The sequence below is a fragment of the Streptomyces sp. NPDC111507 genome (assembly GCF_055638955.1).
On sequence record NZ_JBVKBU010000009.1, the window covers coordinates 235,661 to 260,158 of the forward strand.

The following is a 24,498-nucleotide window of genomic DNA, read 5'->3' on the forward strand; positions in this document are numbered from 1 at the left end:
GTCCGGTAGGCATTCGGAAGGGATCCGGGAGGGGTCCGGGAGGGGTCCGGGAGCCGCTTCCCGCAGTCCCGCGGGGTTTCGCGGGCCGGTCGACCACTTGGCCAGTCGATCACCTGGCCTGCTGATTACCTGGCCTGTTGATCACTTGGCCGGTCGAGCTCCCGGGCTCGTCCCCGGTCAACCGTCCCGCAGTGCCTTGCGGTACCAAGGCGCCGCGAGGGAGAAATCGGCGTCGAAACCGGCGCCGGGTGCGCGACGCAGGTCGGACCAGAGCGGGGTGCTGTCGAAGACGTGGTCGGTGGTGAACATGTCGAGTCCGGACGGCGGTACACCGTTCTCGGCCAGGACCGCCCGGGCTCCGTCCACGGTCAGTTCCCGGTCCGGCCAGTCGACCCCGGTGCACTCGGCGACCGCGCGCAGAAGGGTGTCCACGGGGAGGGGCTCCGGGTGGGCGGCGTGATAGACGGAGGCAGTCAGGTCGGCGGCGGGGGCGAGCGCGGTGGCCACCAGCAGCGCGGCCAGTTCGGGTACGGCGACAGCGGAGCTCCGGGCGGGCCAGCCCTCCACCGTGCCGGGCAGCACGCGCAGCATCCGGGTCAGGCCGGGCACCACCCACCTGTCGCCCTCCCCGTACACCAGGTGCGGGCGCAGGACGACGCCGCCGGCCGCGAGAACGGTGTCCTCGGCCGCGGCCCTGGTGCGGGACGTGGGCGAGCCCGGGTTGCGGCGCAGTTCTTCGGTCCGGTCGCCGCGGAAGGTGCCACGGCCGTAGACGGACGCGGTGCTCAGCTGGACGATGCGCGCAACCCCCGCGCGGCGCGCTTCCTCGATGAGCGCCGCCGTGCCACGGGCGTTGACGGCCTCGTTGGCCTCGACGCCGCCGCCGATCTGCGAGGCGCAGTGGATCAGGACGTCGACGCCGTCGCACACCCCGCGCAGGGACGCGGGGTCGGTCAGATCGGCCCGTACGACGCGAGCACCGTCATGGCTCGCAGGACCCTCCTGGGTCGGAGGACCGGAGCCGAGCAGGGGACTGCGATGGGACATGAGCCTCAAGTCGGCCCGGTACCGGGCCGCTTCACGGGTGACGTGTCCGCCGACGAATCCGGCGGCGCCGGTGATCAGGATGGTGGGCACGGGTCTGTCTCCTCGGAATGGGGACGCTCTCCCAGGCGTACGGAGGATGCGCGCGCTCAGCGGCCGCGCGGGCTCAGGACGAGCTCGGCGGTGAAGACGGTCTCAGCGTGCTGCGTACCGCGCACCCGCACCAGTACGCCGCCCTCCGTACCGTGCGGTTCGGCCTGCGGCTCGATCCAGCAGGGCGCGTCGAACTCGGCGTAGCGCGCGAAGTTGCTCTTGAGACCCAGCAGGAGGGCGTCCGGCATCCCGGTCGACACGAGGGCGGCCTGCCGGGCGGCTTCCAGCAGGACCATGCCTGGTATGTGATCGACGGGGTGGTCGAAGAAGGTGGGGTGGGCGGTGTCGACGCGCAGTTCCCAGCGGTCGCCGCTGCCGGAGGCCGATCCGGGCTCGGCGAGCAGCACGTGCCGGTCGTCGGAGTGGCCCACCGCGGCCGGGTCGATCGCGGGCGGCACGACGCGGTCGGTGGTGGTGGGCCGGCCGGCGCGCAGCCTGCGGTGGACGGCGGGACTGGTACAGCTGAACGCGGCGCCCGCGGTGGCCAGCGCCTTTCCGTCACGCAGCACGGTGACGTCGTAGCGCATACCGCCGAGCACCCGGCCCTTGCGGACGATGTCGCGGCAGACCGTGCGCAGTTCGACCTCCGTGGGGACGGCGTCCGCGACGAGGAGTTCGGGGGAGGTACTGAAGAACATGTCCCACATCAGGAACTGGTGCCCGAAGGGGACGCCGAACTCCGCGTGTGCGAGCAGGGAACCGATCTGGCGGACGGACTCGATCAGGAGCATCGGGTCCTGGTAGCCGCCGGACTGGGTGAAGAAGGAGTGGCTGCGCGGCCATTGGGCGCTGACCGCGAATTCGTCCGGGTCGGGTCCGGCTGGTTCGGCGGCGGCTTCCCAGCCGGTCAGCAACACCTCCGAGACGGCGGCGCGATGGACGTACTCGCGCGGAACCGTCGTGGTCAGCCGCGGCGTCAGAGTTCGCGCGGCGGTCTGGACGGAGGCCTGGGCAGGGACCTGGGCAGAGACCTGGGCAGAGGTCTGAACGGCGGGTTGAACGGCGCTTCGGGCAGCGGTTCGTGAGGCGCTGGTGCCCACCGTCGCGACGTCGTCTTCGACGGACACACGGGTGGAGGTGGTGTACGACATGTACGGCACTCCTGTCTGTTTCCGAGCAGGGGGCAGCAATCCGTACCGCCGGCAGCCACCCCCCGTGGCCGACGTTCTCTCGCTCACACAAGATACAGACATGTCTGTTCGGTTTTTCAAGTAAAGCTTTAGCATCCTTCGAGCGATGAGCCGCCGCTACGCGCCGGTACAGCACGATTGCGCCACCAGGAACGCGCGATCTTCCAAACCGTGCAGACCTGCATGGTTAGCGCCAAGGACACGCGCAGGACAAGGGGGTCCACCCCGACGGCAACCTGCCGGAAACATGACCTTGAAGCATCGAATCTCTCTGCATATTCGCAGGTCAACGTGGGTAGATTGGAAAAGGTACGGACCGACGCGCGGGGGATTTCGAACGCGTTGACAATCAGACAAGTCTGTTTGCTATCGTCCTCATTGTGAGAGTTCAGCAGTCCGTTCCGTGATGACGAGACTGTGCCTCAGGAGGAGCAGATGAATCGGCAAGCCGTGGATCTACTCGACGCCCGATCGCAGCGCAATCTTCCGCACCGCCCCACGATTCCCCAGCCCGGGCGGGCCGTTGCCCCACAGACGGCCGCCGACCACCCCAGCCCCCCGGCCGGAGCCCTGCGCGTCCTGGTCGTAGAGAACGATGTCAGGGCCGCCGACTCCCTCGTCCAGGGCCTGTTGCGGCAGGGGTACGCCGCGCAGAGCGTGGCCACCGGCACCAAGGCGCTCCAGGCGCACCGCGATGCCGATCTCCTACTGCTCGACCTGGACCTGCCCGACCTTGACGGGCTCGAGGTGTGCCGGGGCATCCGGGCGGTCTGCGACACCCCGGTCATCGCCGTCACCGCGCGCGGCTCCGAGCTCGATCGCGTACTCGGACTGCAGGCCGGCTCGGACGACTACCTGGTCAAGCCGTACGGCTTCCGCGAGTTACTGGCCCGGATGGAGGCGGTGATGCGCCGGGTGCGTCAACAGCCCGCCGCCGCCCAGGTCATCACCCACGGGCCGCTGCGCATCGACGTCGGCACCCGGGTGGCCACGCTGAACGGGAAGCAGGTGGACCTGACCCGCAAGGAGTTCGACCTGCTGCACCTGCTGGCCTCGCAGCCCGGCACCGTCATGCCGCGGCGCCAGCTCATGGCGCAGGTCTGGGACGACACCTGGTCCCACCGCGGACGCACCATCGACACCCACGTCAGCAGCCTGCGCGGCAAGCTCGGTTCGAGCAGTTGGATCATCACCGTACGCGGTGTCGGCTTTCGGCTCGGCCACCCGTGAGCGGCACCCGCGGGCCGTACGAGGACCACGTAAAGGCCGCTTGAGGGCCGCTTGGAGACCACTCGAGGTCCACTTGAGAAGCACTCGATGAACGGCCGAGGACCGACCGAAAATCGAGCCAAACCGGAAGCAAATACTCCCGCCTACTGGCGGCGTGCCGCCTTGCCGATACAATACAGACCAGTCGGTAAAATTCCAGTGGGCGAGAGCAAGGACCTGGTATGGCCACACAAGAGCGCGGGACGAGGTCGAGGCACTCGATCCTGGAGTCCGCGGCCCGCGTGTTCGACGAGCGCGGCTACGACGCGGCGAGCACCAACGACATCCTGGCCCGGACGGGCCTCACTCGAGGCGCGCTGTACCACCACTTCCCCTCCAAGGAAGCGATCGCCGTGGCCCTCGTGACCGCGCACAGCGAGGCGCTGGTGGTGCCGGACCAGGCGGTGAAGCTCCAGGCCGTCATCGACCTCACCCTGGAGTTCGCCCAGCGCCTCCAGCGCGATCCGGTGCTACGGGCCAGCGTGCGGCTCGCCGTCGAGCAGACGTCGTTCTCGCGGCCGCCGCAGACGGCGTACGAGCAGTCGGGCGCCGCCATACTCGCCCTGCTGCGGCAGGCCGAGGAGCAGGGCGAGATCCTGCCCGGCGTGGACATCCAGGAGGCCACGTCGACCATCGTCGGCGCCTTCACCGGACTGCAGTTGATGTCCCAGGTCTACAGCAACCGCGAGGATCTGCCGGAACGCATCGGTGCGTTCTGGCGCTTCATGCTGCCCGGCCTGGCCACGCCCGGCATGCTCGGCCGCCTCCGCACCATCCCGCCGCCGGCCCGCGAGACGGCCTGACCCCCGCCAGGACCCGCACAACCAAGCCCCACGCCCTGCCCCACGCCCTGCACCGCCAGCCGAACAGCACACGGCGCCCCGAACGCGAACTCCCGGGCGGGGCCGCCCACCCGTGACGGACCCGAGCCCGACACCTCACCCGGGCCGATCCTCCGACCGCGGGTCCCTTTCGCATGCCGTCCCGTTCACGGGCACCGCCCCGCAACCGGCCTCTGGACACCGAGGGCTCCGCCCACACCCGGGCTCCAGCCCTCCCGCCTCCCGGACGGGGCCGGCGTCCCCCGCGTCCTGGGCCGCGCACCCAAGCCCTGCCGAGTCCGCGCGCCGGCCTTCAGGTCAACTCCGCCCAGGTCGCGCGACCTTGAGGAGACCGCGGAGGCCCGCCCTCACCCCCCGCTTCAAAGCTCAGACCCCGTCGGACCCGCTCCCCACCCGCCGTTCCTCCTGCGCCAGTCCCTCCCCGGCCAACGAGAACAACGGACGCAACAACACCCACAACCGCTTGGACGTCTTGGGGTCCCACCACTCCGCGTCCGTGTGCCCGAGCGACTCCAGCCCCGCGGCCACCACCACCGCCAGCTCGGCCAGATCCTCCGGCGCCGGCACGACGTCCCGGTGCGCGTCGACCACCCGCCTGCGCACCAACGCCAGTACGTCGTCACGCAACCGAGGCGGCCCCGCGGACCCGTCCACCGCCAGCTGTATGCCGGCCCGGACCAGTTCCTCCGTACGCAACGCCTCGCACAGGGCGACCAGGAGGCGCTCCGGGGCATCCTCCACGGGCCCCTCGAAGGCCTCGTCCATCAGCGCGACGACCCGCTCGTGCGCCTGCTCGTACACCGCGGCCGTCAACTCCGCGGTGGAGGTGAAGTGGTGGTAGAGAGCCCCTCGGCTCACCCCGGCCCGGCGGCAGATGTTGACCAGTCCCGCATCGGAGAGCCGGCCGTTCGCTATCAGTTCCGCCGCGGCACGGACGAGAGCCTGACGGGTCTGTTCGGACCGGGTCTGCATCAGGCTGCACCTGCCTATTCCTGCTCTTGGCATGAAGGAGCGCGCGGGTGCCCCGAAGGCGCCAGCAGCAACCGGAATCATACAACCATGCCTGTTTTAGTCGACAGCCCTGTGAACCCAGACCTTCATGCAATCCCCATAAATCCTGCTGCTCTTGCCCATGGACGGACTCTTGACGACCGGGCGATCCCGTGACCACACCCCATCCGGAACGCCCGTCCACCCTTGACAATCAGACAAGTCTGTTTGTTACGTTGGCGATGGCCACGTTGCCCCGGCACCCAAGCGTCACCCGAGCGTCGAGGAGTCCGATGAGCAGCACGACCGCCCCCACCGCGCCCACCTCCACGACAGCGCCGACCTCACCGACCGGCCCGATCCCCCCTGTCACCGCGGCGATCCCCCTGGTCGGCAGTGGATTCGGCGAAGCCCTGCACGAGGGCCTGGTCCGCGCGGCGGCCCGGATGTCGTCCCGCCCGGGCCGCTCCCCTCTCATGGCGTCCGCCACCACCCTGGGGTCCTGGGAGACCGGCGCCGTCCTGGACCGCTTCACCGCCCGCCTCCCCACCGCGCTCGCCCCCGCCGAGGCGGAAGTGCCCACCCTGCGCACCACGCTGACGGAGTTCGCCCGCACCGCCCTGACCCGTGCCGCGGACACCACCCCCGCACCCACCCCCATCGCCCCGCCCGCCGCCTCCCCGCACCAGGTGGCCGCCGCGGTCGCCCTGCTCCTCGAGTGCGCCCTCCTGCACGTCCTGGAGAACGGCATCGCGCACCACGAGAGCGCGCTGCCCCGCGCGGTCGCGGTCGTCCGACGCCTCGGCGAGGTCGTCCGGGAGGCAGGGGAGGGCATGTGGTCCGGCGACGACGGCCGCGGCGAGCGCCGCCGGCTGGCCCGGCAGCTGCACGACGAACTGGGCGGCGCCCTGTCCCTCGCCCGACTCAGCCTCGACGCCGCCGCGACCTGCGCCCCCGTCAGGACCGGCTCATCCACCCCTGGCTCTCACGGCGCCGTCGCGGCCCACCTCGCCACCGCCCAAGGGGCACTGGCCGCGGCGGCCAGGGAGAACCAGGCGCTCATCGACGGCGTGCGCCACCGCGCCGACCTGCCGCCCCTGCGCGAGGCCCTGGAGGCCTTCCTCGCGGGCCCTCGTCCCGTCGACGGCCGCCGTATCCAGGCCTCCGTCGAGGTCATCGGCGACGAGTGGACCCTCTCCGAGCGGCACCGGGAGGAGACCTTCCTCGCCCTGCGCGAGGCCCTGCGCGACCGCCTGGCCCGCTCGGGCGCGCATCGCGTGGACACCGTAGTACGCGTCACCAGGCGCTGGCTGTACGCGAAGGTGACCGACGACGGCCACGGCCCCGCGGCGGGTTCCACCGGCTCCGCCGATTCCGCGCGGGCCCTGCGCTCCCTCACCGACCGCGTCGAGGACCTCGGCGGCCGGATCGGCATCACTGCGGGCACCCCCACCGGCACCCTGCTGGAGATCCATCTGCCCCTGCGCGGACACCCCTGAGCCCCGCCCGAGGAAAACTGAGAGACAGAACACACTCCGACCAGCGCCCCGGCCGACCCCACCCCGGCCTCGCCCCCGGACCCGTACCGGAGACATGGAAAAGGGCCCATCGTCTTGACGATGAGCCCTTTTCGTTGGTGCGCGAGGGGGGAGTTGAACCCCCACGCCCTTGCGGGCACTGGAACCTGAATCCAGCGCGTCTGCCTATTCCGCCACCCGCGCATTGGGTGTGTCTTTGGTCTCTCACCGAGTGGTGCGAGCCCCTGTCGACATGCAGAAGATTAGCACGCTGTCCGGGGTGGAATCACATCCCTTTCCACGGCCACGGGCCCCGCCGGCACCGCACGTCTCAGGCCTAACCGGTTCACGTATCAACCTCGTACCGGTCCAGGCCATCTCCCCAGGAGCAGGACAGGGTGCACAGTCAGGTGCGGGACACTGGTCTCGGGCCGCCTCTACGATCCATGGCAGGAGTAGTGCCGGGAAGTGTTCGAAGAGGAGCCCCGGAGGGAACTCCGGGAAGGGACTTCGGAAGGCGTCGACACCCGTCGACAGGGCCGACAGGGGGAACCAGCCGATTTCCCGACGCGTGGATACGATCAGTAAGCAGTACCAGCAGGACCAGGACGACTACGGCAGGCCGTACGACACGGCGGGCCGTACGCAGTACGACATGGACAGCAGGCAGAACCAGGACGGTCACGAAGGAGGAGGTGCCCCATGGGAGTCCTGAAGAAGTTCGAGCAGCGTCTCGAAGGTCTGGTCAACGGCACCTTCGCCAAGGTGTTCAAGTCCGAGGTCCAGCCCGTGGAGATCGCCGGAGCACTGCAGCGCGAGTGCGACAACAACGCCACGATCTGGAACCGCGACCGGACCGTCGTACCCAACGACTTCATCGTGGAGCTGAGCACGCCGGACTTCGAGCGCCTCAGCCCCTACTCCGGCCAGCTCGGCGACGAGCTCGCCGGGATGGTGCGCGACTACGCCAAGCAGCAGCGCTACACCTTCATGGGCCCCATCAAGGTCCACCTGGAGAAGGCGGACGACCTCGACACCGGTCTCTACCGGGTGCGCAGCCGTACGCTCGCCTCCTCCACCGACCAGCAGGCCCCCGAGCGTGCCCCGGCGGGCCCGCCTCCCGGCCGGCCCGGTGGCTACGGCTATCCGGCTGCCGCCCCGGGCGCGGGTCCCGCGGGCGCTCCCCCGATGCCGTCCGCGCCGCCACCCGGCGTGCGCCCCGGCCCCACGCCGATGGGCTCCCGGCCCGGCGCGGCTCCGGGCCCGGCGGCCGGCGGCCGCATGCGGCACTGGATCGAGATCAACGGCGCCCGCCATCAGATCTCCCGCCCGACGCTGGTGCTCGGTCGCAGCACCGAAGCCGACGTGCGGATCGACGACCCCGGCGTATCCCGCCGGCACTGTGAGATCCGGACCGGAACGCCCTCGACGATCCAGGATCTCGGGTCCACCAACGGCATCGTGGTGGACGGGCAGCACACCACCCGCGCTACGCTCCGCGACGGCTCGCGGATCGTCGTGGGCAGCACCACCATCATTTACCGGCAAGCCGAAGGGTGAAGCGGGGGCAATGTCAGAGCTGACCCTCACGGTCATGCGGCTGGGTTTCCTGGCCGTACTGTGGCTGTTCGTGATCGTGGCCGTGCAGGTCATCCGCAGCGACCTGTTCGGAACGCGCGTCACACAGCGCGGCTCGCGCAGGGACGCCTCCAGGCCGCAGCAAGCCGCGCGCCAAACCACACCACCTCCGCAGCGCCAGCAGCAGGCGGCGCCGAGCGGCGGCGGTGGCCGACAGCGCCGCGGCGCCCCCACCAAGCTGGTCGTTTCCGAAGGAACTCTCACGGGCACGACCGTCGCGCTGCAGGGGCAGACCATTACCCTGGGCCGCGCGCACGACAGCACCATCGTGCTGGACGACGACTACGCGTCCAGCCGCCATGCCAGGATCTACCCGGACCGGGACGGCCAGTGGATCGTCGAGGACCTCGGCTCCACCAATGGCACGTATCTCGACCGGAGCCGACTGACGACTCCCACGCCTGTTCCGCTGGGCGCGCCGATCCGCATCGGCAAGACCGTCATCGAGCTGCGGAAGTAGTGCTACGTCATGAATGAGCGCGAGCGGAGCGAGCACGCAGCAGTGGTCCACACGACGGACCCCGACGCGCTCCCGACCGGAGGGTGGGCACCGTGCGGATGTACCCGGAGCCGACGGGCGAGGTGCGCATGAGTCTGTCACTGCGCTTCGCCGCCGGATCGCACAAAGGCATGATCCGCGAGGGCAACGAGGACTCCGGTTACGCCGGTCCCCGGCTGCTCGCGATCGCCGACGGTATGGGCGGCCAGGCCGCCGGTGAGGTCGCCTCCTCCGAGGTGATCTCCACCATCGTCGCGCTCGACGACGACGTCCCGGGCTCCGACATCCTGACCTCGCTGGGCACCGCCGTACAGCGTGCCAACGACCAGCTGCGGATGATGGTCGAGGAGGACCCCCAGCTGGAGGGCATGGGGACCACCCTCACCGCACTCCTGTGGACCGGTCAGCGCCTCGGCCTCGTGCACGTCGGCGACTCGCGCGCGTACCTCCTGCGTGACGGCGTCCTCACGCAGATCACCCAGGACCACACGTGGGTGCAGCGCCTCGTCGACGAGGGCCGCATCACCGAAGAGGAAGCCACCACCCACCCGCAGCGCTCCCTCCTGATGCGCGCGCTGGGCAGCGGCGACCACGTCGAGCCGGACCTCTCCATCCGCGAAGTCCGCGCCGGCGACCGCTACTTGATCTGCTCCGACGGCCTGTCCGGCGTCGTCTCCCATCAGACGATGGAGGACACGCTCGCCAGCTACCAGGGCCCGCAGGAAACCGTCCAGAACCTCATCGAGCTCGCGCTGCGGGGCGGCGGCCCCGACAACATCACCGTCATCGTCGCCGACGTCCTCGACATCGACTCCGGCGACACCCTCGCCGCCCAGCTCTCCGACACCCCGGTCGTGGTCGGCGCGGTCGCCGAGAACCAGCACCAGCTGCACGACAACGGCGCCATGCAGACCCCCGCGGGCCGCGCCTCCAGCCTCGGCCGTCCGGTGCCCGGACAGGGCGGTGGCGGCGAGTTCGGCCCGCCCGGCAGCGGCGACACCACCGGTTACGTCTCCACGGGCGGCTACGGCGACTACTCCGACGAGGACTTCGTCAAGCCGAGCGCCGGACGCAAGTGGCTGAAGAGATCCCTCTACACCGCGCTGGCCCTCGCCGTCGTCGGCGGCGGTCTGTACGGCGGCTACCGGTGGACGCAGACGCAGTACTACGTCGGCACCCAGGACGAGCACGTCGCGCTGTACCGCGGGATCAGCCAGGACCTGGCCTGGGTCTCGCTCTCGAAGGTGGAGAAGGATCACCCCGAGATCGAACTCAAGTACCTGCCGCCGTACCAGCAGAAGCAGGTCAAGGCGACGATCGCGGAGGGCGGCCTCCAGAACGCCCAGAAGAAGATCAGCGAGCTCGCCACACAGGCCTCCGCGTGCAAGAAGGACGCCGAGCGCCGCGCCGTCGACAGCAAGAACAGCGCGAAGACCGGCACGGGCCAGGCAGGTGGAACCACGGGAACCACAACCACCTCGCTGACGTCCAAGGCCACGTCCAGCCCGTCCGCGACGCCGAACCCATCGAGCTCGGCACCGTCTTCGAAACCGTCCACCTCCGCCGCACCCACTCCCACACCCGGCCCCAGCCTCTCCGACGAGGAGCAGAAGCTGGTCTCGCTGTGCGGTAAGCAGTAAGAAGCCGTGAGGGGCCCTGTCACACCATGAGCAGTAGTACGAACACGCCGACGCACCACACATCGACCATCGGTTCGATCGGCACACCGAGCCGCCGCAACACCGAGTTGGCGCTGCTGGTGTTCGCCGTCCTCATCCCGGTCTTCGCGTACGCCAACGTGGGCCTGGCCATCGATGAGAAGGTGCCGGCCGGCCTGCTGAGCTACGGCTTCGGCCTCGGCCTGATCGCGGGCGTCGCCCATCTCGGCGTCCGCAAGTTCGCGCCGTACGCCGACCCGCTGCTGCTGCCGCTGGCGACGCTGCTCAACGGCCTCGGCCTGGTGATGATCTGGCGCCTCGACCAGTCGAAGCTGCTCCAGTCGCTGCCCAACTTCGTCCAGGCGGCGCCCCGCCAGCTGATGTACACCGCGCTGGGCATCGGTCTGTTCGTCGCCGTGCTGATCTTCCTGAAGGACCACCGCGTCCTGCAGCGCTACACCTACATCTCCATGTTCGGCGCGCTGATCCTGCTCCTGCTGCCGCTGGTCCCCGGTCTCGGCGCCAACATCTACGGCGCCAAGATCTGGATCTCGATCCCAGGTCTCGGCACCCTCCAGCCCGGCGAGTTCGCGAAGATCATCCTCGCGGTCTTCTTCGCCGGCTACCTCATGGTGAAGCGCGACGCGCTGGCCCTCGCCAGCCGCCGTTTCATGGGCCTCTACCTGCCGCGCGGCCGCGACCTCGGTCCGATCCTGGTGGTCTGGTTCGTCTCCATCCTGATCCTGGTCTTCGAGACCGACCTCGGTACCTCGCTGCTGTTCTTCGGCATGTTCGTGATCATGCTGTACGTCGCCACGGAGCGGACCAGCTGGATCGTCTTCGGTCTGCTGATGTCGGCGGCCGGCGCGGTCGGCGTCGCCTCCTTCGAGCCGCACGTCCAGCAGCGCGTCCAGGCCTGGCTCGACCCCATGCACGAGTTCATGCTGAGCAGGCAGGGCGTCCCCGGCCACACCGAGCAGTCCATGCAGGCCCTGTGGGCCTTCGGCTCCGGCGGCACGCTCGGCACCGGATGGGGACAGGGCCACTCCGAACTCATCCGGTTCGCCGCCAACTCCGACTTCATCCTCGCCAGCTTCGGCGAGGAACTGGGCCTGGCGGGGATCATGGCGATCCTGGTCGTCTACGGCCTGATCGTGGAGCGCGGCATCCGTACGGCGCTCGCGGCCCGCGACCCGTTCGGCAAGCTCCTCGCCGTGGGCCTCTCCGGCGGCTTCGCGCTCCAGGTCTTCGTCGTCGCGGGTGGCGTCATGGGCCTGATCCCGCTCACCGGTATGACGATGCCGTTCGTGGCCTACGGAGGCTCCTCCGTCATCGCCAACTGGGCGCTGATGGGCATCCTGATCAGAATCAGCGACACCGCCCGCCGTCCGGCCCCCGCGCCCGCCCCCAGCCCCGACGCCGAGATGACCCAGGTGGTCCGCCCGTGAACAAGCCCCTGCGCCGGATCGCGCTCTTCTGCGGACTCCTCGTCCTCGCCCTGCTCATCCGCGACAACTACGTCCAGTACGTCCAGGCGGACAGCCTGCGGACCGACTCGAACAACCGCCGCGTCGCCATCGAGCGGTACGCCACTCCGCGCGGCGACATCATCGTCGACGGGAACCCGATCACCGGGGCCACCAAGTCGACGAAGAACGGCATCAACGACTTCGAGTACAAGCGCACCTACAAGAACGGCCCCATGTGGGCGCCGGTCACCGGGTACGCCTCGCAGGCCTTCGACGCCTCCCAGCTGGAGAAGCTGGACGACGGCATCCTCACCGGCAACGACGACCGGCTCTTCTTCCGCAACACCCTCGACATGATCACGGGCAAGAAGAAGCAGGGCGGCAACGTCGTCACCACCCTCAACGCCGCCGCGCAGAAGGCCGCGTACGAGGGCCTGCTGAGCCGAGGCAAGGGCGCCGTCGCCGCGATCAACCCGCAGACCGGCGCGATCCTGGCGCTGGCCTCCACGCCGTCGTACGACCCCTCGACCTTCGCCGGCACCTCCGGGACCGACGAGAAGGCCTGGAACAAGCTCCAGAAGAAGAACAACCCCGACGAGCCGATGCTCAACCGGGCGCTGCGTGAGACCTACCCGCCGGGCTCCACCTTCAAGGTGGTCACCGCGGCGGCGGCGCTGGAGAACGGTCTGTACAAGTCCGCGGACGAGAACACGGACTCGCCGCTGCCGTACACGCTGCCGACCACCACGACCGAGCTCAAGAACGAGGGGAATATCCCCTGCAAGAACGCCACCATGCGCGTGGCGCTCCGTGTCTCCTGCAACACGGTCTTCGGCAAGATCGGCGCCGACCTCGGCAAGGACAAGATGCTCGCGGAGGCCGAGAAGTTCGGCTTCAACTCCGAGCAGCTCACGCCGGTGCGCTCGAACGCCTCCAACTTCCCCAAGACGATGGACAGGCCGCAGACCGCGCTCAGCTCCATCGGCCAGTTCGAGACCGCCGCGACCCCGCTGCAGATGGCCATGGTCGCCTCCGCCGTCGCCAACAACGGCACGCTCATGAAGCCGTACATGGTCGACAAGCTGCAGGCCCCGAACCTGGACGTCATCTCGCAGACCGATCCGCAGAAGATGAGCCAGCCGCTCTCCCAGTCGAACGCCCAGATCCTGCAGTCGATGATGGAGACGGTCGTCAAGGAGGGCACGGGCACCAAGGCGCAGATCTCCGGTGTCACCGTGGGCGGCAAGACCGGTACCGCCCAGCACGGTGTCGCGAACAGCGAGAAGCCATACGCGTGGTTCATCTCGTACGCCAAGCTCCCCGACGGCAGCTCGCCGGTCGCCGTGGCCGTGGTCGTCGAGGACGGCAGCGCCAACCGTGACGACATCACGGGTGGTGGTCTCGCCGCCCCCATCGCGAGGAGCGTGATGAAGGCAGTGATCGACAGCAAGAAGTGACCCCTGTCACGTCCCCTTCACATCGGTGCACGTTGCGATACCGGTCCTGTATCGGGTGACGGGCTTGGCCAGGTCACAGAAGCCGAGCCGGGTACGGTATGCCCGGACGGCACACCGCCGGACCACACATGCGTGCGGTCGGGACCGACGGAGAGGGCTGGTAGGTAGCTATGGAAGAGCCGCGTCGCCTCGGCGGCCGGTACGAGCTGGGCCAGGTGCTCGGCCGTGGTGGCATGGCGGAGGTACATCTCGCCCATGACACCCGGCTCGGCCGCACCGTGGCGGTGAAGACGCTGCGAGCCGACCTCGCACGCGATCCGTCGTTCCAGGCCCGGTTCCGCCGGGAGGCCCAGTCGGCCGCCTCGCTCAACCATCCCGCGATCGTCGCCGTGTACGACACGGGTGAGGACTACATCGAGGGCATCTCCATCCCGTACATCGTGATGGAGTACGTCGACGGGTCCACGCTGCGCGAGCTGCTGCACTCGGGCCGCAGACTGCTCCCCGAGCGGTCCATGGAGATGACCATCGGCATCCTCCAGGCCCTCGAGTACTCCCACCGCGCCGGAATCGTCCACCGCGACATCAAGCCGGCCAACGTCATGCTGACGCGCAACGGCCAGGTCAAGGTCATGGACTTCGGCATCGCCCGCGCCATGGGCGACTCCGGCATGACGATGACGCAGACCGCCGCGGTCATCGGCACCGCCCAGTACCTCTCCCCGGAGCAGGCGAAGGGCGAGCAGGTCGACGCGCGCTCGGACCTCTACTCGACCGGCTGCCTCCTCTACGAGCTGCTGACCGTGCGTCCGCCCTTCGTGGGCGACTCCCCGGTCGCGGTCGCGTACCAACACGTACGCGAGGAGCCGCAGCCGCCGTCGGTCTTCGACCCCGAGATCACGCCCGAGATGGACGCGATCGTCCTGAAGGCACTGGTCAAGGACCCGGACTACCGCTATCAGTCCGCCGACGAGATGCGCCAGGACATCGAGGCCTGCCTCGACGGCCAGCCCGTCGCCGCCACGGCCGCCATGGGCTCCGTGGGCTACGGCGGCTACCCGGACGACCAGGCCACCACGGCGCTGCGCTCCACGGACGCCCAGGCCACGTCCATGCTGCCGCCGATGAACCCGGACGACGGCGGCTACGGCTACAACAACTACGACGACCGCCCGGACCGTCGCCGCCAGCAGAAGAAGTCGAACACCTCGACGATTTTGCTGGTCGTGGCCGGTGTGCTGGTCCTGGTCGGCGCGATCCTCATCGGAAAGTGGATCTTCAGCGACAACGGGGTGAGCAACGACACCGTCTCCGTCCCCAACCTCGTCAGCCAGTCGCAGAAGGACGCCACCCAGCTGGCCACCAACGCCGAGCTGAAGGTTTCGATCACCAATAAGCCCTGCGAGGACGAGAAAAAGGGCAACGTCTGCTCCCAGGACCCGAAGGCGGGCGTGAAGGCCACCAAGGGCGACACCATCAACCTGGTGGTGTCCACGGGGGCGCCGAAGGTCGCGGTGCCGAACGTCATCGACAAGGACATCGACGCGGCAACGGCGCAGCTGCAGCAGAAGGGCTTCGAGGTCAAAACGAAGCCAACCGAGTCCACGCAGAACCCCGGCACTGTCCTCAGCCAGAATCCTGATCCTGGCACCGAGTTGGAGAAGGGCAATACCGTCACACTGGAAGTGGCCAAGGCCGTCGCGAAGGCCACGGTCCCGGACGTGACCGGCAAGTCCTGTGAAGAGGCCAAGGCTCTGATGACGGCCAGCAACCTGGTCGGCAACTGCAACGAGGTCGACGTGGCCGACCCGAACCAGGCCGGCAAGGTCGTCTCGACCGTTCCGCCGATCGGCAGCCAGGCCGACAAGAACTCCAACGTCAACATCCAGATCGGCAAGGCGCAGAACCAGCAGGTCACGGTGCCGACTCTGACCCAGATGTCGCTCAAGGACGCCAAGAAGGCAATCCAGAACGCGGGGCTGACGGTGGGCAACATCACCGGTTCCACGGACGACAACGCGATCGTTTTCAACCAGGATCCGCAGCCCAACACCTCGGTCGCCCAGGGCACCGCCGTCAACCTGGTCGCCGTCCAGAGCGGCAACAACAACGGCGGTAACAACAACGGCGGCACCAACTTCTTCGGCGGCCTCACCGGAGGCTGACGCAGCGGTTGACACAGCGGTCGAACGAACTGTGCCCCGCCCGGGAATCCTCCCGGGCGGGGCACAGTTCGTTCGAGTTCGGTGTCGAGCCCGGTCGAGTCGTTCGACCGGCCCGCCTCAGCCCAGTTCCTTCGGCGGCGTGCGCGCGCTGTCCACCTTCTGCACGCGCTCCAGCTCACCCCACACGATGTAGCGGTACTCCGACGTGTACACCGGCGTGCAGGTCGTCAGGGTGATGTAGTGGCCCGGCTTCGCCTTGCCCGACTGCTTCGGGACCGGCTGGAGGACCTTGACGTTGTACTTCGAGGTCTCCGGGAGGATCGAGAAGACCTTATAGACGTACCAGTCGTCCTTGGTCTCGAAGACGATCGGGTCGCCCTTCTTTATCTTGTCGATGTTGTGGAACTTGGCGCCGTGGCCGTCGCGGTGGGCGGCGAGCGTGAAGTTGCCCGTCTTGTCGGTCATCGGCAGCGCCGCCTTGACGGGGTCGACGTAGTAGCCGGCGACGCCGTCGTTGAGGACCTTCGTGGAGGTGCCCTTCTCGACCAGCACCTCGCCGTTCTTCATGGACGGAACGTGCAGGAAGCCGATGCCGCCGTTGGTGTCCAGGGCACCGGGGCCGCTCTTGCCCTGCGCCCAGGTGTCGCGGACCTTGTCGCCCTGCTTGTCTGCCTTGCGGTCCGCGACGACGTTCGTCCACCACAGCGAGTAGACGACGAACAGGGCGAGCACCAGGCCCGCGGTGATGAGAAGTTCACCCAGGATGCTGACCGCCATCGCGATCCGGCTCACTCCACGACGCTTCGAAGCGGCCGTTTCGGCGCCGGCCTCGGCCTCGGCACGCTCGTCGTGGTCGGTCCTCGCTGCCACTGTGCATCTGCCCCGTCTGGTCTGTCTCAGGTTGTCTCACGTGCTGGTGCCCGACGGGGCTCCTACCCGAGGAGCGCGTCCGGCTTGCCCTTGCTGCGCGGGCGTTCCTCGACCATCTTGCCCCACACGATCATGCGGTACGTGCTGGTGAATTCCGGCGTGCAGGTGGTCAGTGTGATGTAGCGGCCCGGCGCCTTGAAACCGGACCCCTGGGGGATCGGGTCCAGCACCTTCGTGTTCGACGGGGACGTCACCGGCAGGATCGACGTCATCTTGTACACGAAGTAGTCGTCCTGAGTCTCGACCACGATGGAGTCGCCGGGCTTGAGCCGGTTGATGTACCGGAACGGTTCTCCGTGCGTGTTGCGGTGCCCGGCGAGACCGAAGTTGCCGGTCTTGGCGTCCGGCATCGCCGTCTTCAGGGCTCCCTCGCCGTAGTGGCCCACCATTCCGCGGTCGAGGACCTTCGTCTTGCTGGTGCCCTCGGCGATCGGAGCGACCACGTCCAGCTTCGGGATGTGCAGGATGGCGAATCCCTGTCCCGGCTCGAACGTCCCGGGACTCCGCTTGCCGCTCGCCCAGTCCTCCTGGAGGTGGTGCGCGGCACTTCCCGCCTGCTGGTGTGCCCGCACGTTCGACCACCACAACTGGTAGGTCACGAACAGCAGCATCAGGACGCCGGTGGTGATGAACACCTCGCCGATCAGCCGGCTGACGAGGACGGCCGCACCGGGCTTCTGCGCGCGCGCCGCCCGTCGGGCCTGAACACGGCTCAGCGGCGCCTCAGCGGCCTTCTCCGCCGCCCCCACCGACTCCTGGGCACCCAGGGCCTCCTGGGGCTCCTGAGCCCCTCCGTGGCGCCCGTGACGCCGCGCCGCCTTGCGCCGCGCCGCACGACCCCCGGAAGCGGGCATCCCCGCGTTCCTGGCCCGACCCGCCAACTCCTCGGCCCTGCGCCGCGCCTCGGAGACCTCCGAGGCGCGCAGCGCCACGGTCTCGTCGTCCAGCTTCGGAGCCGCGACGACCGGTTCGGCGTACCCGGGCATGGGTCTGGTGAGCGGTTCGCCGTAGGCGGGAGTAGGTTCCTGCGCACCCCCCGGCGCCCCCTGCCAGTCGCGCGCGTACCCCTCGGGGCCGTCCACGGCGTACTGGTGCTGCCCCTGCCCGGCCCACTCCTGGCCGAGTGCGCCCTCCGACACGGCGGCGGCCGGTACGCCGGCTGGCGGCGGGGCGGCGTGCCGCCCGCCGGGCCGCGCGGCGGCCCCTGAGCCCGGCAGCGGATCGGTGAGCGGATCCGCGAGCTGCTCGACCGCGGCCTCGAACGCGCCGGGTCCCCCGTACGGCTGCTGCCCGTACGAGGACCCGTCGTCTCTGGTGCCGCCGTAGGCGGCGCCGGACTCGCGCTCGGGGCGCAGGGCGGTCACGCCGTGGCCCTGCCCACCACCGGGGCGAGCCCCACCGACCTCGCCACGGCACCCTGGTCGCCGCACTCCACCAGCCAGTTGGCGAGCATCCGGTGACCGTGCTCGGTCAGCACCGACTCGGGATGGAACTGCACACCCTCGACCGGGAGTTCACGGTGGCGCAGCCCCATGATGATCCCGTCGTGGGTACGGGCGGTGACTTCCAGCTCGGCCGGCACGGTCTCCGGCTCGGCGGCCAGCGAGTGGTAGCGGGTCGCGGTGAAGGGGGACGGCAGTCCGGCGAAGACACCTCTGCCCTCGTGCTCCACCAACGACGTCTTGCCGTGCAGCAGCTCGGGCGCCCGGTCCACGACACCGCCGTACGCCACCTGCATCGACTGCATGCCGAGGCAGACGCCGAAGACGGGGACACCCGTGTCCGCGCAGTGGCGGACCATGTCGACGCAGACGCCGGCCTGCTCGGGAGCGCCGGGGCCGGGTGACAGCAGTACGCCGTCGAATCCGTCCTGGGCGTGCGCGGTCGAGACCTCGTCGTTGCGCAGCACCTCGCACTCGGCGCCGAGCTGGTACAGGTACTGGACCAGGTTGAAGACGAAGCTGTCGTAGTTGTCGACGACGAGGATCCGCGCGCTCACTGGTTGTTCACCGTCACATCGTTGAAGGGGAGCAGCGGTTCGGCCCACGGGAAGACGTACTGGAAGAGTACGTAGACCACCGCGAGGACGAGCACGAGTGAGATCAGCGCCTTCACCCATGCGTTACCCGGCAAATGCCGCCAGATGAAGCCGTACATGCTGTCCCTTCCGTCGCATCACGGCACCAGAGCCACGCCATACACCATCGGACCCACGCCGTACGGGACCAGACTAACGGCGTAGCGCCTGAGGTTTCCCGGCCTCCACGGGCTGCGTGGAATCCAGGTGGGCCCAGACGATCAGCCGATGACTGTGTCCCCACTCCGGATCGCACGTGGTCAGCGTGAGATAGCGGCCCGGAGCCGTGTACCCGGACTTACGTGGCACAGGATCGATCACCTCAACGTCCGTGGGCACTGTTTTGTAGGGGCCTTTGTCGATCCGATACGTGAACCAGGTCGTCCCGTCGGTCAGCACCACCGCGTCCCCCCTGCGTAGCTGGGGAAAGTCCTTGAACGGGTCACCGTACGTGCGCCGGTGCCCCGCGACGGCGAAGTTCCCCTCTTGCCCGAGCTGGGCCGTTCCCCGGTAATGCCCGAGCCCCTTCTGCAGGACGCTCGTACCGGTGCCTTCGAGTACGGGCTTGTTCCACGTGAAACCAAGACGGGGGATGTACATCACCGCGAAGGGCTTGCCGTAGGCGTAGGGGCCCGGGGCCTTCGGGCTCTCGGTCGTGCTCGCCGTCGGCGTCTTCGGGTTCCCGGTGGCCGGGGTCGTCGGAGGCGCCTTTGACTGCTGGGAGACCGATCCCTTCGACCACTGCTTCTGGAGCTGGTCGATCTGGTGGTTCATCTCGCTGTCGGCCTTCACGCCCGTCCAGAACAGGACGTAGACCACGAAGAGCACGATGAGCGTGCCGATGGTGATGCACAGTTCGCTCACTGTCCGGACGAGCACTCGCACCGACACGGGACCCCCAGCGGCAGCTGCTTCAGCCACTACTCCACAGGTTTTGCGTAGTGGAGATCCACTGTGCCCGAGTAGCCGGGAAGAGTCACCGTCCCGTTCTCCTCGACTTTCCAGCCGAGCCCGTAGACGTTGACGTACACCATGTAGTTCTGGATCGCCGGAGAGTCCGCGAGGGCCTTCTGGAGCTTCTGGGGGTCACCGATCGCGGTGATCTTGTACGGGGGTGAGTAGACCCGGCCCTGGAGGATCAGGGTGTTTCCGACACAGCGCACGGCGCTGGTGGAGATCAGCCGCTGGTCCATCACCTTGATGCCCTGGGCGCCACCCAGCCAGAGGGCGTTCACCACCGCTTGCAGGTCCTGCTGGTGGATGACCAGGTAATCGGGCTGCGGCTCGGGGTAGCCGGGCAGCTTGGCCGTGGCGTTCGGCGGCGCGTCGTTGAGGGTGACCGTGACGGCCTTGCCCTTGAGCTTCTGGGTGCCGGTGTTCTTCTCCAGCGCGGCGAGCTTGGCGGTGTCGGCCTTGCTGCCACCGTTCTCCCGCCCGGCGAGCGTGTCGACGTCGTCACGCAGGACGCCGTTGGACTCGTCCAGCGACGCGTTCTTGTGGCTGCGCTCCTGGATGAGGTCGGAGAGTTTCAGCAACGACGCGTCCGTGCGGATATTGGTGCCCTTGGCCGTGTTGAAGCTGGTGAAGAAAATCAGCCCGGCGAGCGCGAAGACGGCGACGGTGAGTACACGTACGGGCCGGAAACGGCGCGTAACGGCAGGACTGGAACCCGTCCCGGGGGAGTCGGCAGAATTGCTCAACGTACCCTTATCTCCTTCGGCGCCGCGGAAGCACTACGCTAACGGACGCCCGGGGGAGCGCTCAGTGTCCCCTTGTACGCTGCCCCGGAGCCGCCCCAGTTCCCTGCGCGGCCACGCAGCGCATCGACAGGAGAGACCCTCGTGCCGAAGTCACGTATCCGCAAGAAGGCCGACTACACGCCGCCCCCGGCGAAGCAGGCGACCAACATCAAGCTGACCAGCCGCGGCTGGGTCGCACCGGTCATGCTGGCCATGTTCCTCATCGGCCTCGCCTGGATCGTCATCTTCTACGTGACGGACGGCTCGCTGCCCATCGACGCCCTCGGCAACTGGAACATCGTGGTCGGCTTCGGCTTCATCGCGGCGGGATTCGGCGTCTCCACACAGTGGAAGTAGCTCTGCCCAGGGTTATCCACTGAGTTATCCACAAGAGTTTTCCACAGGTGGAAAAAGAACGACGATCTGTGGATAACTCATCCGGGGTTGACGCCGGTGTGACTGACCTACTGGGATCCGCAAACCTGTTCGCCCCCTGTCCGACCTGCGAAAACTCGGGTCAGTGACAGGGGGCACAGCTGTTCCCACACAGCGTGCACAAGATCCGCCACGATCTGTGGACAACACCGCGCTCCATGGCTTCTCAAGTGAGCCGAGCGGTACCTCAGGTGAGCTGAGCCGTCCTGACCAGCGTCGCGACGACCACCGCGGCCAGGACCACGGCACACACCCCGTACTGGATCAGGGTCCGCCGCTCGCGCGGGGCGTGGACCATGGCGTAGCCGACGACCACACCGCCGACGAGTCCGCCGATGTGGGCCTGCCAGGCGATGTTGCTCCACCCGAAGGTGAAGATCAGGTTGATCACCAGCAGGGCGATCACGGGGCGCATGTCGTAGTTGAGCCGGCGCATCAGAACGGCGGTCGCGCCGAAGAGGCCGAAGATCGCGCCGGAGGCGCCCAGCGAGGGCTGGTTCGGCGCGGCGACGAGGTAGGTGAGCGCGCTGCCCGCGAGACCCGAGACGAAGTAGAGGGCGAGATAGCGGGCACGGCCGAGGGCCGCTTCCAGGGGGCCGCCGATCCACCACAGGCTGAGCATGTTGAACAGGATGTGGATATAGCTGCCGTGCAGGAACATCGCCGTCAGCATGCGGTACCACTGGCCCTCCGCCACGCCCTCGACCGAGCCGAGCAGCGGGACGTACGCGCGGCCGATGAGGTCGAAGCGGTCGGTGAAGCGGTCGCCCACCGACAGCTGGACCAGGAAGACGGCGAGGTTGAGCCCGATCAGGATCTTGGTGAGGAGCCGGGGGTCCGCGGTGACGGTGCCGCCCGCGAGGGTGCGGGGCTGCGAGGCCGACGGCGCATGGCCCGTACCGGAGCCGGCGCGGACGCACTCGGGGCACTGGAAGCCCACGGAGGCACTGATCATGCACTCGGGGCAGATGGGACGCTCGCAGCGGGTGCAGCGCACGCCGGTTTCACGATCCGGATGCCGGTAGCAGGTGGGCAGGGCCTGGGCGTCCTGATGTCCCTGGTCCTGCGGGCCCTGCGGGTTGCCTGGCGCCTGGTCCATGGGGTCCCCTCAATCCGGTCGTACGCAATGCACCGCCCCGCCCATCCTTACGGATGAGCGGGGCGTTTGGTTCCCTGCGGGAGCCCTCGGGACCTTCAGGTCCTCGGGTCTCAGCCTTCGCGGGTCTCAGCCTTCGCGGGGTTCAGCCTTCGCGGGGCGGGTCTCAGCCCTTGCGGGTCTCGACGACGACCGACTCGATGACGACGTCGTTGACCGGGCGGTCGGTGCGCGGGTTGGTCTGGGTGCCCGCGATGGCGTCCACGACCTTCTGGCTGGCCGCGCTGGTGACCTCGCCGAAGATGGTGTGCTTGCGGGTCAGCCAGGCGGTCGGGGAGACGGTGATGAAGAACTGCGAGCCGTTGGTACTGGGGCCGGCGTTGGCCATGGCCAGCAGGTACGGCTTGTCGAAGGCGAGCTCCGGGTGGAATTCGTCCTCGAACTGGTAACCGGGGCCGCCGGTGCCGTTACCCAGCGGGTCACCGCCCTGGATCATGAATCCGCTGATCACCCGGTGGAAGACCGTGCCGTCGTAGAGCTTGGCGGTGGACTTCTCACCCGTCTCCGGGTTGGTCCACTCACGCTCGCCCGTGGCAAGCTCGACGAAGTTCCGGACCGTCTTGGGCGCGTGGTTCGGCAGAAGCCGGACTTCGATGTCGCCTTGGTTGGTCTTCAGGGTGGCGTAAAGCTGCTCGGCCACGATCTGCCTTCCGTTGCCTTCTTTTGACCCCCCGATCCTCGCACGGACCGGGCCTCGCGTCGCTCGGCCGCCACCTCCGAGCGAATATCCGGGGTCGCCCTTGCGGAAATCCCGTCGAGTCCTTGCGTGCACGGGACGCGAAGCGGCGATCCGTGGCATTGTCGGCGACAAGCTCCTGTTGCCCCGTATGCCCTATCTCGCATGCCTCGCGACCCCTCGGGGGGCATGATCTCGAACAGGGCGGAAAGGTGAACCGTGCCCCCTTTGGGGTACTCGAACGCCCACGTACGCCACCGAGGAGGAGGAAAACCCGTGACCCGCATTGACAGCGTGCGCGCCGCGACCGGCTCGGCGAAGGACAGCGTGCTGCACGCCGCGGAAGTGGTGGCGCCTTACGCCGACACGGCCAAGGACCGGGCCTCGTACTACGCGAACGAGGCACTCGTACGGCTCGCGCCCAAGGTGTCGCTGGCCGCAGAGCAGGCCCGCGTCCAGTACGGCGCCCATCTCGCGCCGCGCCTTGAACAGGCCCGTACGCATGTGCCGCCGAAGGTCGACCAGGCCGCCGTCCGTACCCGGCTGGCGGCCGCGCAGGCCGCCGAGTACACCAGGCCGAGGATCGAGCAGGCGGTGGCCGCGGCCCAGCCTGTACGTGAGGAGGCCGCGTCACGTGGTGTGGCGGCGATCGCCGCACTGCGCGGACAGGTCTCGCCCCGGGAGATCCAGAAACTGGTCCGCAAGCACGAGCGACGCGCGAAGGCCGGCCGTATCGCCAAGGGGCTGCTCGTTCTGGGGATTCTCGCGGGCGGCGCCTTCGCCGCCTGGAAGTGGTGGGACAAGCAGGCCAACCCCGACTGGCTGGTCGAGCCGCCCGCCGCGACGGAAGTGCCCGAGACGGGCCGCCTGTCCTCGGTCGACGGCACCGGCCTGTCCGACCTGGACCCCGAGGTCCAGGCCAAGCAGGCCGAGGAGGAGGCGGACCGCGACGACCGTCGCTGACCCCGGACCAGGGAGACGAGCCCTGAGCAAGGGCAACAACATCGCCGTGGGGCAGGAGACTTGAGAGTCTCCTGCCCCACGGCGATGTTTCACGTGGAACCGGCGGAACCGGCTGAGTGGAACCGAACGACGGACCCGTGGGCGCGGCACGGTAAAAAGCCGATTTACGCCTTCCGCCACGATGACGTTTGCAACGACCGATGCTCACAACATCCGCACAGATCCTCTTCACCCTGCGCATTGCCATGATTACGCATATCTGCTTATAGCAGCTCACGGGATGCTTCGACGGCGGCACAGACCTCCCCCGTGTCACGCCGGCCACCGGTGGAGCGCCATCGACGCCCGCACGCAAGCCGACCGTTTGCGCAAACAACTGCAACGACTGCGAAGTCCGCTGCGTGACTCAAGTCACCGGAAAACAAGAACCGGCCAGCCGCCGTGAAGGGCGTCTGACCGGTCCGGGATGTGGAGCCTAGGGGAGTCGAACCCCTGACATCTGCCATGCAAAGACAGCGCTCTACCAACTGAGCTAAGGCCCCGGAAGACAGGCGTCCGGCCGGTGGAATCGGGTACCGGAGGGCGCCGCAGACCAGAGTACCGGGTCACCCCCGGGATCTCGCAAAAAGATTGGGGGTCCCCGTGGGCGACCACTCTCCGTAAGATGCTCGACGTGGTTCGCGACAGCGAA

General features: G+C 68.5%; 23 protein-coding genes and 2 tRNA genes. 12 read left to right on the top strand and 13 right to left on the bottom strand.

Translation table 11 applies throughout. The features are described from left to right. Positions 1–177 precede the first annotated feature (177 nt). Both ACZ7M2_RS32370 and ACZ7M2_RS32375 read right to left on the bottom strand, forming a co-directional pair. The gene (locus tag ACZ7M2_RS32370) at positions 178–1,137 is read right to left on the bottom strand and encodes an NAD-dependent epimerase/dehydratase family protein (protein WP_471598330.1); all 960 of its coding nucleotides are present in this window, start codon (positions 1,135–1,137) and stop codon (positions 178–180) included. 56 nt (positions 1,138–1,193) lie between these two features. Then, positions 1,194–2,288: a ScbA/BarX family gamma-butyrolactone biosynthesis protein gene (locus ACZ7M2_RS32375; protein WP_471598331.1), complete on the bottom strand. Its 1,095-nt coding sequence runs from the start codon at positions 2,286–2,288 to the stop codon at positions 1,194–1,196. A 474-nt stretch (positions 2,289–2,762) separates the two neighbouring features. On the opposite strand from ACZ7M2_RS32375, the gene ACZ7M2_RS32380 reads away from it, so the two are divergent. Next, positions 2,763–3,557 carry a response regulator transcription factor gene (locus ACZ7M2_RS32380; RefSeq protein WP_471598332.1) on the top strand — a complete coding sequence of 265 codons (795 nt, stop codon included), beginning with the start codon at positions 2,763–2,765 and terminating at the stop codon, positions 3,555–3,557. Positions 3,558–3,778: 221 nt separating this feature from the next. After that, positions 3,779–4,399: a ScbR family autoregulator-binding transcription factor gene (locus ACZ7M2_RS32385; RefSeq protein WP_054236402.1), complete on the top strand. Its 621-nt coding sequence runs from the start codon at positions 3,779–3,781 to the stop codon at positions 4,397–4,399. Between the two features lie 405 nt (positions 4,400–4,804). Here ACZ7M2_RS32385 and ACZ7M2_RS32390 read toward each other — a convergent pair whose 3' ends face one another. Further along, positions 4,805–5,410 (bottom strand): TetR family transcriptional regulator, encoded by a 606-nt coding sequence (locus ACZ7M2_RS32390; protein WP_471598333.1) that lies wholly within the window; start codon positions 5,408–5,410, stop codon positions 4,805–4,807. 311 nt (positions 5,411–5,721) lie between these two features. On the opposite strand from ACZ7M2_RS32390, the gene ACZ7M2_RS32395 reads away from it, so the two are divergent. Next, the gene (locus ACZ7M2_RS32395) at positions 5,722–6,927 is read left to right on the top strand and encodes a sensor histidine kinase (protein ID WP_471598334.1); all 1,206 of its coding nucleotides are present in this window, start codon (positions 5,722–5,724) and stop codon (positions 6,925–6,927) included. Between the two features lie 135 nt (positions 6,928–7,062). Here ACZ7M2_RS32395 and ACZ7M2_RS32400 read toward each other — a convergent pair. Further along, positions 7,063–7,149 (bottom strand) — tRNA-Leu (locus ACZ7M2_RS32400). Positions 7,150–7,516: 367 nt separating this feature from the next. Between ACZ7M2_RS32400 and ACZ7M2_RS32405 the strand changes: the two genes are divergently transcribed. The 7 genes from ACZ7M2_RS32405 (at position 7,517) to pknB (ending at position 15,831) form a co-directional block, all read left to right on the top strand. Then, positions 7,517–7,660, top strand: a complete 144-nt coding sequence (locus ACZ7M2_RS32405; RefSeq protein ID WP_177324350.1) for a hypothetical protein — start codon at positions 7,517–7,519, stop codon at positions 7,658–7,660. Continuing rightward, positions 7,648–8,505 carry an FhaA domain-containing protein gene (locus ACZ7M2_RS32410; RefSeq protein WP_471598335.1) on the top strand — a complete coding sequence of 286 codons (858 nt, stop codon included), beginning with the start codon at positions 7,648–7,650 and terminating at the stop codon, positions 8,503–8,505. Before ACZ7M2_RS32405 ends, ACZ7M2_RS32410 begins: the two co-directional genes overlap by 13 nt. 10 nt (positions 8,506–8,515) lie before the next feature. After that, a complete protein-coding gene (locus ACZ7M2_RS32415; RefSeq protein WP_352051865.1) occupies positions 8,516–9,043 on the top strand; it encodes an FHA domain-containing protein FhaB/FipA in 528 nt (175 codons plus the stop codon). A 98-nt stretch (positions 9,044–9,141) separates the two neighbouring features. Then, positions 9,142–10,722, top strand: coding sequence for a Stp1/IreP family PP2C-type Ser/Thr phosphatase (locus ACZ7M2_RS32420; RefSeq protein WP_471598406.1), 1,581 nt, complete (start codon positions 9,142–9,144; stop codon positions 10,720–10,722). A 26-nt stretch (positions 10,723–10,748) separates the two neighbouring features. Beyond that, entirely contained in the window at positions 10,749–12,188 is a 1,440-nt protein-coding gene (locus ACZ7M2_RS32425; RefSeq protein ID WP_352051866.1) for an FtsW/RodA/SpoVE family cell cycle protein, read from the top strand. Continuing rightward, a complete protein-coding gene (locus ACZ7M2_RS32430) occupies positions 12,185–13,666 on the top strand; it encodes a peptidoglycan D,D-transpeptidase FtsI family protein (protein WP_471598336.1) in 1,482 nt (493 codons plus the stop codon). Before ACZ7M2_RS32425 ends, ACZ7M2_RS32430 begins: the two co-directional genes overlap by 4 nt. 170 nt (positions 13,667–13,836) lie before the next feature. Next, positions 13,837–15,831: a Stk1 family PASTA domain-containing Ser/Thr kinase gene (gene pknB, locus ACZ7M2_RS32435; RefSeq protein ID WP_471598337.1), complete on the top strand. Its 1,995-nt coding sequence runs from the start codon at positions 13,837–13,839 to the stop codon at positions 15,829–15,831. Positions 15,832–15,948: 117 nt separating this feature from the next. Here pknB and ACZ7M2_RS32440 read toward each other — a convergent pair whose 3' ends face one another. The 6 genes from ACZ7M2_RS32440 to ACZ7M2_RS32465 form a co-directional block, all read right to left on the bottom strand. Continuing rightward, positions 15,949–16,701, bottom strand: coding sequence for a class E sortase (locus ACZ7M2_RS32440; protein WP_471598338.1), 753 nt, complete (start codon positions 16,699–16,701; stop codon positions 15,949–15,951). Between the two features lie 62 nt (positions 16,702–16,763). Then, a complete protein-coding gene (locus tag ACZ7M2_RS32445) occupies positions 16,764–18,125 on the bottom strand; it encodes a class E sortase (RefSeq protein ID WP_471598339.1) in 1,362 nt (453 codons plus the stop codon). Further along, a complete protein-coding gene (locus tag ACZ7M2_RS32450) occupies positions 18,122–18,760 on the bottom strand; it encodes an aminodeoxychorismate/anthranilate synthase component II (protein WP_067376619.1) in 639 nt (212 codons plus the stop codon). Before ACZ7M2_RS32450 ends, ACZ7M2_RS32445 begins: the two co-directional genes overlap by 4 nt. After that, entirely contained in the window at positions 18,757–18,918 is a 162-nt protein-coding gene (locus tag ACZ7M2_RS32455; RefSeq protein ID WP_165854063.1) for a hypothetical protein, read from the bottom strand. Before ACZ7M2_RS32455 ends, ACZ7M2_RS32450 begins: the two co-directional genes overlap by 4 nt. Positions 18,919–18,991: 73 nt before the next feature. Beyond that, positions 18,992–19,723 carry a class E sortase gene (locus tag ACZ7M2_RS32460; RefSeq protein WP_471598407.1) on the bottom strand — a complete coding sequence of 244 codons (732 nt, stop codon included), beginning with the start codon at positions 19,721–19,723 and terminating at the stop codon, positions 18,992–18,994. A 35-nt stretch (positions 19,724–19,758) separates the two neighbouring features. Beyond that, positions 19,759–20,538 (bottom strand): DUF881 domain-containing protein, encoded by a 780-nt coding sequence (locus ACZ7M2_RS32465; protein WP_471598340.1) that lies wholly within the window; start codon positions 20,536–20,538, stop codon positions 19,759–19,761. A 141-nt stretch (positions 20,539–20,679) separates the two neighbouring features. Here ACZ7M2_RS32465 and crgA point away from each other — a divergent pair, with 141 nt between their 5' ends. Further along, positions 20,680–20,934 (top strand): cell division protein CrgA, encoded by a 255-nt coding sequence (crgA, locus tag ACZ7M2_RS32470; protein WP_054236413.1) that lies wholly within the window; start codon positions 20,680–20,682, stop codon positions 20,932–20,934. Between the two features lie 265 nt (positions 20,935–21,199). On the opposite strand, the gene ACZ7M2_RS32475 is transcribed toward crgA, so the two are convergent. Both ACZ7M2_RS32475 and ACZ7M2_RS32480 read right to left on the bottom strand, forming a co-directional pair. Further along, positions 21,200–22,111, bottom strand: a complete 912-nt coding sequence (locus ACZ7M2_RS32475; protein WP_471598341.1) for a rhomboid family intramembrane serine protease — start codon at positions 22,109–22,111, stop codon at positions 21,200–21,202. A 163-nt stretch (positions 22,112–22,274) separates the two neighbouring features. After that, on the bottom strand, positions 22,275–22,808 hold the full coding sequence (locus ACZ7M2_RS32480; protein ID WP_471598342.1) for a peptidylprolyl isomerase: 534 nt from the start codon (positions 22,806–22,808) through the stop codon (positions 22,275–22,277). A gap of 312 nt (positions 22,809–23,120) precedes the next feature. On the opposite strand from ACZ7M2_RS32480, the gene ACZ7M2_RS32485 reads away from it, so the two are divergent. Beyond that, entirely contained in the window at positions 23,121–23,807 is a 687-nt protein-coding gene (locus ACZ7M2_RS32485) for a DUF5324 family protein (protein ID WP_471598343.1), read from the top strand. Between the two features lie 469 nt (positions 23,808–24,276). On the opposite strand, the gene ACZ7M2_RS32490 is transcribed toward ACZ7M2_RS32485, so the two are convergent. Then, a tRNA-Ala gene (locus ACZ7M2_RS32490) sits at positions 24,277–24,349 on the bottom strand. Between the last annotated feature and the right edge of the window lie 149 nt (positions 24,350–24,498).